General features: G+C 64.8%; 10 protein-coding genes. 5 read left to right on the plus strand and 5 right to left on the minus strand.

What is annotated here, in order from left to right:
* Nucleotides 1-7: 7 nt before the first annotated feature.
* Nucleotides 8-1,534, minus strand: coding sequence for an AI-2E family transporter (locus ON04_RS09360; RefSeq protein WP_010541351.1), 1,527 nt, complete (start codon nucleotides 1,532-1,534; stop codon nucleotides 8-10).
* Between the two features lie 99 nt (nucleotides 1,535-1,633).
* Between ON04_RS09360 and ychF the strand changes: the two genes are divergently transcribed.
* The 4 genes from ychF (at nucleotide 1,634) to ON04_RS09380 (ending at nucleotide 6,476) form a co-directional block, all read left to right on the plus strand.
* Nucleotides 1,634-2,713, plus strand: a complete 1,080-nt coding sequence (ychF, locus tag ON04_RS09365; protein WP_010541352.1) for a redox-regulated ATPase YchF — start codon at nucleotides 1,634-1,636, stop codon at nucleotides 2,711-2,713.
* 40 nt (nucleotides 2,714-2,753) lie between these two features.
* The gene (locus ON04_RS09370; protein WP_010541353.1) at nucleotides 2,754-5,249 is read left to right on the plus strand and encodes an excinuclease ABC subunit UvrA; all 2,496 of its coding nucleotides are present in this window, start codon (nucleotides 2,754-2,756) and stop codon (nucleotides 5,247-5,249) included.
* Between the two features lie 83 nt (nucleotides 5,250-5,332).
* Nucleotides 5,333-5,773 (plus strand): YtoQ family protein, encoded by a 441-nt coding sequence (locus tag ON04_RS09375; RefSeq protein WP_010541354.1) that lies wholly within the window; start codon nucleotides 5,333-5,335, stop codon nucleotides 5,771-5,773.
* Nucleotides 5,774-5,786: 13 nt separating this feature from the next.
* Entirely contained in the window at nucleotides 5,787-6,476 is a 690-nt protein-coding gene (locus ON04_RS09380) for a mismatch-specific DNA-glycosylase (protein WP_010541355.1), read from the plus strand.
* On the opposite strand, the gene ON04_RS09385 is transcribed toward ON04_RS09380, so the two are convergent.
* Both ON04_RS09385 and ON04_RS09390 read right to left on the minus strand, forming a co-directional pair.
* On the minus strand, nucleotides 6,477-6,860 hold the full coding sequence (locus ON04_RS09385) for a VOC family protein (RefSeq protein WP_050815315.1): 384 nt from the start codon (nucleotides 6,858-6,860) through the stop codon (nucleotides 6,477-6,479).
* An 81-nt stretch (nucleotides 6,861-6,941) separates the two neighbouring features.
* Nucleotides 6,942-8,063, minus strand: coding sequence for a Rossmann-fold NAD(P)-binding domain-containing protein (locus tag ON04_RS09390; RefSeq protein ID WP_238529289.1), 1,122 nt, complete (start codon nucleotides 8,061-8,063; stop codon nucleotides 6,942-6,944).
* Between the two features lie 252 nt (nucleotides 8,064-8,315).
* On the opposite strand from ON04_RS09390, the gene ON04_RS09395 reads away from it, so the two are divergent.
* Nucleotides 8,316-8,687 (plus strand): carboxymuconolactone decarboxylase family protein, encoded by a 372-nt coding sequence (locus tag ON04_RS09395; protein WP_010541358.1) that lies wholly within the window; start codon nucleotides 8,316-8,318, stop codon nucleotides 8,685-8,687.
* A gap of 78 nt (nucleotides 8,688-8,765) precedes the next feature.
* Here the strand turns inward: ON04_RS09395 and ON04_RS09400 are convergent, their stop codons facing one another.
* A complete protein-coding gene (locus tag ON04_RS09400; protein ID WP_010541359.1) occupies nucleotides 8,766-9,803 on the minus strand; it encodes a methionine synthase in 1,038 nt (345 codons plus the stop codon).
* 20 nt (nucleotides 9,804-9,823) lie between these two features.
* The coding region (locus ON04_RS09405; RefSeq protein ID WP_029458123.1) for a putative oxygenase MesX at nucleotides 9,824-10,510 on the minus strand (687 nt) is incomplete at its 5' end.

Genomic DNA, 10,510 nt, shown 5'->3' on the forward strand with positions numbered 1-10,510 from the left:
ACAAACTCTAACCCTCGAGTCGGCGTGCGAGGAATCGACCGAAACGCCGCAGCGGATTGGGCTTGGACTCGGCCTCCTCAGTCGGGGACGGGCGGGCACCCTGTACTGCACGCGGGTCCACCGGACCGGTGGGAGGAGTGCCTTGCGTGGCCGGCTGGGCGGAGTCCGCAACCTCTGTGGTGGCGGGCTGGAGGGCGGCGCCGACCTCGTCGTCGTTCCGTAGAACCTCCGCCACCTCCCGTTCGGTGACGGACGGCGCAGCGGTTCCGGGCGCGGCGAGGTCCGGGCGCGCATCGATCACACCCGCCATGATCGCGCTGCTGCTCTTGCGCAGCGGTGCGAACCGCGAGCTCGACAACTCGCCCAGCCAGGCCGTGAGGCGCCCCTCATCGGTGGCGGAGGCCAGATCCGAAGCCGTGACGTCGCCGGTTCGCAAATCGATCTGCTCGTTCGTGTACCGCAGGAGAACCGCGACCACCGCGAGGACCGGTACGGCCAGGAATGCGCCGATGATGCCGAACAGTGTGCTGCCCGCCGCCACGCCGAGCAGGACCACGACCGGGTGCAGGTTCATGGCGCGGGACTGCAGGACCGGGGCGAGGACGTTGCTCTCAAGTTGCTGCACCAGAAGAATTAGTACGAGCACGATGATCGCGGTGGTGAGCCCGTTGGCCACCAGCGCGATGAGAACGGCGAGCGCGCCGGCGCTGACCGCGCCGACGATCGGGATGAACCCGGCCAGGAACGTGATGATTGCGAGCGCCCACGCCAGCGGTACATCGAGCAGAACCAAGCCCGCCCCGATGAAGATCGCGTCGACCATCGAGACGAGGGCCTGGGTCCGGATGAACCCGCCGAGGGTGTTCCAGCTGCGTGCGAACACCTCGGTCAGATGACGCCCGGCGGTGCGACCCACGTTCCGTCGCACGAACGGCAGGAACTTGGGTCCGTCCTTGATGAAGAAGAAGGTGAGGACCAGAACCAGGACGAGCGTGACGACGATGGAGCCGATCGCACTGACTCCTGTGAACACGCCGTTGGCGATCCTGTCTCCGCTGTCCTGGAGCGTGCTGGTGAGCTTGCTGAGGACACCGTCGAGTTGTTCGTCCCGGATGTTGAGTGGCGGTCCGCGAAGCCAGTCCTGCACCGCGGTGATCGCCTCGGAGGTCTGGTCCGTGAGTTTGACGGTCTGGTCAACGATCGAGGGTGCGATGAGCGCGAGTACCCCCGCGATGACGGCGAGCGAGCCGAGAATCGAGGTGAGCGCGGCGAGTGCCTTGGGCACGCCATGTCGCGTCATCCAACCTGTCGGCGGCCACAGGACCGTCGACACGATGAGCGCCAACAAGATCGGGAGGATGCCCACCCACAGCGCCCCGCCGATCTTGGCGACCAGCCAGCAGGCGATGAGAAGGATCGCCAACCGCAGTGCCCAGTCGGTGAGCCAGCGGCCACCGAGACCGATGAGGACGGACCGGTCGACGTGCGGTTCGTCTGACTCCGGTGTCGTGCGCGCACGGGCTTCGTCACTCATGGAACCAATGATGACAGAGGTTCGGGTGGGGTGCCTCCGCATCGGCCCGTGGGTGGGGACGCGACCGAGCGTGGCAGCGGGACCGTACACTGGCCGACCGTGAGCCTCACCCTTGGAATCGTCGGTCTACCCAACGTCGGTAAGTCGACGCTGTTCAACGCCCTGACGAATAATGACGTACTCGCCGCGAACTACCCGTTCGCCACCATCGAGCCCAACGTCGGCGTTGTGGATCTGCCCGACCCCCGACTGACCCGCCTCGCGGAGATCTTCGGCTCCGAGCGAATCCTGCCCGCAGTGGTGTCGTTCGTCGACATAGCCGGCATCGTCAAAGGTGCCAGCACCGGCGAGGGGATGGGCAACAAGTTCCTCGCCAACATCCGGGAGGCCGACGCCATCTGTCAGGTGGTGCGCGTGTTCGACGACCCGGACGTGATCCACGTCGACGGCAAGGTGGACCCGATGTCGGACATCGAGGTGATCGCCACCGAACTCATACTCGCCGATCTGGAAACCATCGAGAAGGCGATCCCGCGCCTGGAGAAGGACTCCCGCAAGGACAAGTCCCTCGTCGCCAAGCTCGAGGAGATCCGCAAAGCGCAGGCGGTGCTCGAGGACGGGCGCACGCTGTTCAAGGCACAGGACGAGATCGACCGCGATCTGCTCCGCGATCTGCACCTCATGACGGCCAAGCCGTTCCTCTACGTGTTCAACGCCGACGAGGCCGTGCTGACGAGCGACGAGCGCAAGGACGAACTCCGCGCTGCAGTGGCCCCCGCCGACGCGGTATTCCTGGACGCGAAGGTCGAGTCCGAACTCCTCGAGCTCGAGGAGGACGACGCGATGGAGCTGCTCGAGTCGATCGGCCAGCACGAGCCCGGCCTTAACTCACTCGCCCGCGCCGGGTTCCACACCCTGGGGCTGCAGACCTACCTCACCGCCGGCCCCAAGGAATCGCGTGCCTGGACCATCCGCAAGGGCGACACCGCGCCTAAAGCGGCCGGCGTGATCCACACGGACTTCGAGAAGGGCTTCATCAAGGCCGAGATCGTGTCGTTCTCCGACCTCGACGCTGCCGGCTCGATGGCCGCGGCCAAGGCCGCCGGCAAGGTCCGCATGGAAGGCAAGGACTACGTGATGGTCGACGGCGACGTGGTGGAGTTCCGCTTCAACGTGTAGCTCTGGGCGAGCCGCTCAACTGGGTGACTACCGTGGCTTCATGACGATGTCGGGGATCAATCGGCCAAGCCACATCGAGGTGCGCGGCGCACGCGTGCACAACCTCAAGAACATCGACGTCGACATCCCACTCGACCGCATGGTGGCGGTCGCGGGCGTCTCGGGTTCGGGCAAATCATCGCTCGCTATGGGGGTCGTCTACGCCGAAGGCTCCCGCCGCTACATCGAGGCGCTGTCGACCTACACGCGTCGCCGCATGGCGCAGGCACCGCGTGCTGACGTGGACGCTGTCATCCACGTCCCCGCCGCTCTCGCGCTACGTCAGCGCCCCGGCGTGCCGGGAGTGCGCTCCACGTTCGGGACCTCAACCGAGCTGCTCAACGTGCTGCGCCTGATGTTCTCTCGCCTGGCGTCGCACGTGTGCCCGAACGGTCACCGCGTTCCTCCGACGTTCGACGTGGCCGCCGAGGTGCCGTTCCACTGCCCGGTGTGCCGGGCCGAGGTGAAGGCCCCGGGCGCCGAGGCTCTCGCATTCAACTCCGAGGGCGCGTGTCCGACGTGCGAGGGGACCGGGATCGTGCGCGAAGTCGACGACGAGGCGCTCGTGCCGGACACGTCCAAGACCCTCGACGAGGGAGCTGTGAAGCCCTGGAACATGTTCGGGTGGAAGGTGCAGCCGGATATCGCTCGCGAATTCGGCGTACGCACCGACGTGCCGTGGCGCGACCTGGACGCCTGGGAGAGGGATATCGTCCTCGGCGGTCCCGAGGAGAAAAAAGAAATCACGCTGCAGTCGAAAAAAGGCGTGAGGGACATCGACTTCACCTTCCGCAACGCGCGGCTGACGGTGACCGAGGAGCTGCGTCGGGCCGAGGACGAGAAGCGCCTCGCGAGGGTCTCGCGCTTCCTCATCGAGCGCACCTGCCCAGCCTGTCACGGGACCAGGCTGTCGCTCGCCGCGCGTCAACCCGAGATCGTTGGGCTGAACCTCGCGCAGGCGTCAGCCAAGACGCTCGATGAGCTCCTTAAGTGGGCGCCGACGATCATCAGCCGACTGCCTCGTGACATGCATCCGATGGCGGGCGGGCTCATCGACCAGCTCACGCAGATGGCCGCGCGTCTCGTACACCTGGGTCTGGGGTACCTCGCTCTCGACCGCGCCAGCTCATCACTCTCGACAGGGGAGCGGCAACGGGCACAACTCGCTCGCGCAGTCCGCAATCGAACTACCGGTGTGCTGTATGTGCTGGACGAACCGAGCATCGGGATGCATCCGTCGAACATCGACGGTCTCCTCCAGCTGATTGATGACCTTCTGGCCGACGGAAATTCGGTACTGGTCGTTGACCACGACGTACAGGTGCTGCGCAAAGCCGATGAGATCATCGAGATCGGGCCGGGTGCCGGCCACGACGGTGGCACGGTGATAGCCCAGGGCACCGTCGCGCAGGTCACCGCCGAGCCCGCTTCGCGACTCGGGCCGTTCCTCGAGGGCCGCGAGAGCGTCGTCGTGCGCGAACAGGCCGATCCGGACGCCATGTTCGAGGGCGGCGAGATCCGTCTTGTGACCTCGCCCATGCACACTGTGCACGCACTCGACGTACGCCTTCCTCGCGGGCGCATGTGTGTGGTCACCGGGGTGTCGGGGTCGGGCAAGACGACGATGGTGCTCGACTCGCTCGTACCCGCGCTTCGCGCCGCGATCGACCACCGCGATCTTCCCGAGCACGTCTCCGCGATCGAGGCGTTCGACATCGAACACGTCCATCGGATCGACGCGACGCCGATCGGCGTGAACATCCGCTCGACCGTCGCGACGTACTCCGGAGTCCTCGACCCGCTGCGGGAGGCCTTCGCTCACACACCTGATGCGCAGGCACGCGGCCTCAAGACGGGCGACTTCTCGTATAACACGGGCGCATTGCGCTGTCCGCGGTGCAAAGGCACCGGGCGGGTAGAGCTCGATGTGCAGTTCCTGCCCGACATGGACATCGACTGCCCGGAATGTGAAGGCAGGCGCTACGGTCCCGAGGCCGACACCATCCTGCGTGACGGGGTGTCCCTGCCCGCGCTCCTGAGCTCGACTGTCGTCGAAGCACTCGAGCTCGTGGGCGACATTCCCGCGGTCCGGCGCACGCTGCGCACTCTCATAGATCTCGGTCTCGGATATCTGACGCTCGGTGAGGACACACCGGCGCTCTCAGGCGGTGAGGCTCAGCGACTCAAGCTGGCGGGTCAGGTGGGGCGTACACAGAGGCGCTCCGTCTTCGTGTTCGACGAGCCGAGCGTGGGACTGCATCCGCTCGACGTGCGCACCCTCGTCCATGTGCTCGACCGGCTCCTCGAGCACGGCGCGACCGTGGTCGTCATCGAACACGACCTGGACATGATCGCTAATGCCGACTGGGTCATCGATATCGGACCGGGCGGAGGGGAATCCGGGGGGCGAATAGTGGCGACCGGCACACCTGGCCAGGTGGCCAGGGCGGACGGCAGCACCACGGGCGCCTATCTGCGTGAGTACCTCCAGAGCTGAGCAGACCTTTCCCCTGAACGCAGTTAGGGTGGGCACTGCAATGACAGGCGAAATCGTCTGCACTGTAGAAGGAGGTTCGAGTCGTGAGTTTTTCTGTCTATCTTTCCGGCGAGATCCACACCGAGTGGCGTAACGAGGTTCAGCGAGGTGCGGAGGCAGCCGGACTGGATGTCGAGTTCACCGCCCCGGTGACCGACCACCCCGCGAGTGACGCCGCCGGAGACCACCTGGGCGAGACCCCCAGCCAGTTCTGGCGAGATCATCAATCGGCCAAGGTGAATGCCATTCGCACCCGCACCCTCATCGAGCAGAGCGATCTGGTGGTGGTGCGCTTCGGCGACAAGTACAAGCAGTGGAACGCAGCGTTCGATGCCGGCTACTGCGCCGCGCTGGGCAAGCCCTACATCACCCTGCACGACGACGACATCGTGCATCCCCTCAAGGAGGTCGACGCCGAAGCCCAGGCCTGGTGTACGACCACCGACCAGGTGGTGGAGACCCTGCGGTATGTGCTCAAGGCGTAGGCGCGACTGACGCATGTCGCAACGAAAGCAGGTGACCGGGGTCCCTCGACGCCCGTCGCCACTGGGCGGTCGTCGCCCGAGACGTGATGAACTCGCCGGTTTCGCGACCCATGATCCCAATGGCGTGGACCCGGTCCTCCCCGCAGACTGCGGGCGGCTCAAGCTTCTCATCGTGGGCGTCAATCCCGGATTGTGGACCGCCGCCGTCAACGCACCGTTCGCGAGGCCCGGGAACCGGTTCTGGCCATCGCTGCACCGGGCGGGGCTGACCGACCACGTGGTGGACGCCTCGACCGGGCTCTCGGCCGCAGACGAGTCCCAGCTGCTCTCGCGCGGGATCGGGATGACGAACCTCGTGGGTCGGGCCACAGCGCGGGCCGATGAACTCACCCGCGAGGAGTTACGTGCCGGCGCTCAGCGCGTGAGGGCGTTGGCCGGGGAGCTGCGCCCGGTGGTCGTCGCCGTTGCGGGCATCACCGCCTTCCGCACCGCGTTCGAGTTACCGAAGACGACGTACGGGGTACAGGACACGGCGCCGGTCGCGGGATGGCCCGAGGACGTGGCGCTGTGGGTGGTGCCCCAGCCGAGCGGGTTGAACGCCCACGAGACCATCGACTCCCTGGCCGACCACTGGCGGCGGGTGTGGAACGCGGCGGATTTGAACGACCCTGACGGCAACGGCGTCGCCTTTATACAAACCTGATCAATCGGCTGAGTCCGTCGTCCCACCCGATCGGACCGGACCCGTGTGCATCCCGACGTTCACGACGTTGCCCGCCGAGTCACGGTAGAAGAACCGCGTGACCCCCCAGTCCTCGTCGGTGAGAGGGTGAACGATCTCCAGACCCGCCTCTGTCGTTGCCTCGAACGCGGCCACTACATCGTCGACGAAAACCGATACGGCGGGGTTGACCGGCGCGGTGGCATCGCGGGTGAGCAGGCTCAGTTGCCTGCCTTCGGCGTCTGCGAGCGTCACGATCCAGCCGTGATCCATTACGGCTCCGAGGTTGAGCACTGTCGTGTACTCGCGAACCGCCAACGGAAGGTCAGCGACGGTGAGGTTCGGGACTATTCGCTCGACGTTCACGTCCCGATCCAATCGCGCGCTGGTCACGGGCACAACCTTTTCTAGGTAACACGGGTAGATCGATCCGCGTGGATCAGGTCGCTACGGCGCTGTGGGTGTTCGGATCAGCACATGTGGGTAGGTGGCCTCACGCCCCTGGAAGCTCAAGATGTCCGGGTTCTGGACGATCCCGTCGTGAATCTCGATCGCGCGGGAGATGGTGGGGCTCGACCCCCACGAGGTCGGTCCCTCCATGACGGTGCGCAGGAAGGGCAACAGGGCCTCGCTGATCTCCCACGTTGCCGAGTTCCATAGGTAGGAGGGACTGTGGTCGACCGCGTAGTAGTTCACTCCGTGCCCGACGGTGAACATCGGGTCGTCGAAGCCTGTGGGCTCGGCCCACTCGAAACCCATGCCCGCGTCACACGAGACGTCGATGATCAGGCTGCCCGTGGCGAAGCCCTCCAGGTCTGCGGTGCGCAGGTAGGTCACGGGCGCGTCCACGTCCTGGAGAGTGCAGTTGACCACGATGTCATGGGAGGCGAGGAAGGCAGGCAACGGGATGTCGCCGCTTTCGGTGGGCACGGTGCTGCGGTAGGCCGCACCGTCGTCGGTGTGGAGTTGCGTGATGTGTGCCTTGTGGATCGGTGAGCCGACTGCTGTCGCCCCGCGTTGCGTGAGGACCTGGATGTCGTAGATCCCGTGCGCGCTCAGCGCGGTCACAGCACCTCGCGCGGTTGCTCCGAAACCGATCACGACTGCGCTGAGCCGGGGCCCGTAGTTTCCGGTGGCCCCGGTGAGGCTCAGCGCGTGGAAGACGGAGCAGTATCCCGCCAGCTCGTTGTTCTTGTGGAGAACATGCAGGCTGAAGTCACCCTGGCGGGTCCAGTGGTTCATCGCCTCGAAGGCGATGAGGGTGAGTTGCCGATCAATTGCGGTCTGCGTCAGCTCTGCGTCCTGAACACAGTGCGGCCAGCCCCAGAGGGTGCGGCCGGCGGGGATCTCGTTCACGTCCGATGCCTGGGGTTTTGGAAGTAGAAGCACGTCAGCGGCCTGGATGACCTCGGCCCGATCGGCGACTCGGCCCACACGTGACTCCACATAGCCGGGCTCGAGTTGGAAGTCGGAGGCGTATCCGCGTTCGACGATCATCCTCGCCCGCACGTCCGGTTCGATCCGGTCCAGGTGATGCGGGTGGAGAGGTAGTCGTCGTTCGTTCTCCATCGTCGAGTTCGCGAGAACCCCGAGCGTCAGGAGGTGACCCTCCGAATCGTCGGCGGGCGTCCGCTCGACGGAGTTGTCATTGAAAGGTCGAGCCGTGCCGGTCATCCGGACTCCCATCATCGGGGAACCGAATTCAGCTCCACCTCAAGTGTAGTCCGGTCCCGCCCCCTGTCTGTCTGCGAGCCCGGCCAGCGACCGGCTCTCGCTGTTAGCCTGACCAGGATATTTATCGGCCTGCTAAGGAGGATTCACGTGGACTTGAGCATGGAGAAGGGCAATCAGTTCGTCACGGAGACCCAGACCCCCGAGAGCGCGGCGTCCTGGAAGCAGCAGCTGGACGAGTACGCACCCGGCGCGTCCGACTGGGTGGTGGGAGCGGTCTTCGGCGGAACGTACCAGCGCGAAGGCCTTGAACTCCGTGATCGCCAGATGCTCAACATGGCGGCATTGGCGGCGATGGGAGGGACGGAACCGCAGTTGACAGGTCACATCAAGACGGCGGTGGACGTTGCCGGGATGAATCGTGAGGAGGTTGCGGAGTGCTTCGTCCACCTCATGCCGTACATCGGCGTGCCGAAGACGCTGGCGGCCATGCGGTGCATGAAGACCGCCTTTGACGGTTGACGGACCGCCGGGGCAGCACCGCACCCACCAGCCGTAGTCCGATGGGCGCGGTGTTGAGCGAGGGCGCGTTCCGTTAGGTCAGGGTCGCTCCGCAGAGAGCTCCTCACGAACGATGCGTGTCCCGGCGCTGAGTGCGCTCAGCTTTGCGAGCGCGATGTTCCGGGGGAAGGGCGCCATGCCGCAGTTTGTGCTCGGCAGGAGCTTGTCCGCGTCGACGAATTGGAGCGCTTTCCGAACGGTCTCGGCGACTTCTTCCGCGGACTCGATCTTCTTGTTCGCCACGTCAATGGCACCGAGCATGACCTTCTTCCCACGGATGAGTTCGACGAGGTCGATCGGAACACGAGAGTTGTGGCATTCTAGGGAGACTATGTCGATGGTGGACTGTTGCAGCAGGGGAAACGACTCCTCGTACTGACGCCAGTCGGAGCCGAGGGTCGCCTTCCAGTCGGTGTTCGCCTTGATCCCGTAGCCGTAGCAGATGTGTACCGCAGTCTCCGCGCTCAGTCCTTCTGCCGCACGTTCCAGCGTCGCCACGCCCCAGTCCTTCATTTCGTCGAAGTAGACGTTGAAGGCGGGCTCGTCGAACTGAATGATGTCTACCCCCGCAGCCTCCAGATCTCGCGCTTCCTGGTTGAGGATCGTCGCGAACTCCCATGCGAGCTTTTCTCTGCTTTTGTAGTGGCCGTCGTACAGCGTGTCGATCATCGTCATGGGGCCGGGAAGTGCCCACTTGATCGGTCGATCGGTCTGCTGGCGCATGAATTCCGCATCGTCGACAAAGACGGGCTTGGATCGGCTCACATCGCCTGTCACGGTGGGCACGCTCGCGTCATAACGGTCGCGGATCCGCACGGTCTCGCGCTTGTCGAAGTCGACCCCGTCAAGATGCTCGATGAATGTCGTCACGAAGTGCTGACGGGTCTGCTCTCCGTCGCTGACGATGTCGATGCCGCGGTCGCTCTGCTCCTTGACCGCGATGCTCAGCGCATCCTGCTTACCTTCGATCAACTCCTCGCCCTCCAACTTCCAGGGCGCCCACAGGGTTTCAGGCTGCGCGAGCCACGAGGGCTTGGGCAGGCTGCCGACGATGGAGGTGGGCAAGATCTCGCGCATTGTGGTCTTTTCTCCAATGGTCATCCGACAGAAACGGGGTACTGGGTGGCGGCCCACTTCTCGAGAAGTTCTCCGTGGGGCTCCACGAAGAATTCTTCTGTATACCTGGCCTGCTTTTTAGCGAGCTGACCGCGCTCGACGCGGTCGTAGACGATGGACGTAGGGGAGTAGTCCTGCTGGTCCAGGCTCGGTTGGTAGACCTCTGCCGCCGTGGAGTTCGCGTTGTAAATCTCCGGCCGATAGATCTTCTGGAAGGTCTCCATCACGCTGATCGTGCCTACGAGCTGCAGATCGGTGTAATCGCTGAGCAGGTCGCCGCGGAAGTAGAACGCGAGCGGGGCGACACCACCGGGCGGCATAAAGTACCTGACCCGGAGACCCATCTTGTGGAAGTACTCGTCGGTCAACGAGTAGTCGTCCTGCTCGTACTCGACGCCGAGGGTCGGATGATGATTCCCGGTCCGACGGTAGGTCCTGCTCGTCGACACGCTGATACAGATAACGGGATTCACCTCAAAGCGTTCCCTGTACGCCTCGGACTCTAGGAAGTGCTGGAACAACTTGCCGTGCAGGTCGCCGAAGTCGCTGGGTACGGAGAACTCGGTGCTGCCCTCGTTGAACGCTGGTAGACGCACGCTGAAGTCGAAGTCGCGGACGTAGGACGAGAAATTGTTTCCCACGATCCCCGGAAGGCGATCGCCGGTCAG

This window comes from Dietzia alimentaria 72, from assembly GCF_000226215.1.
GTDB lineage: Bacteria > Actinomycetota > Actinomycetes > Mycobacteriales > Mycobacteriaceae > Dietzia > Dietzia alimentaria.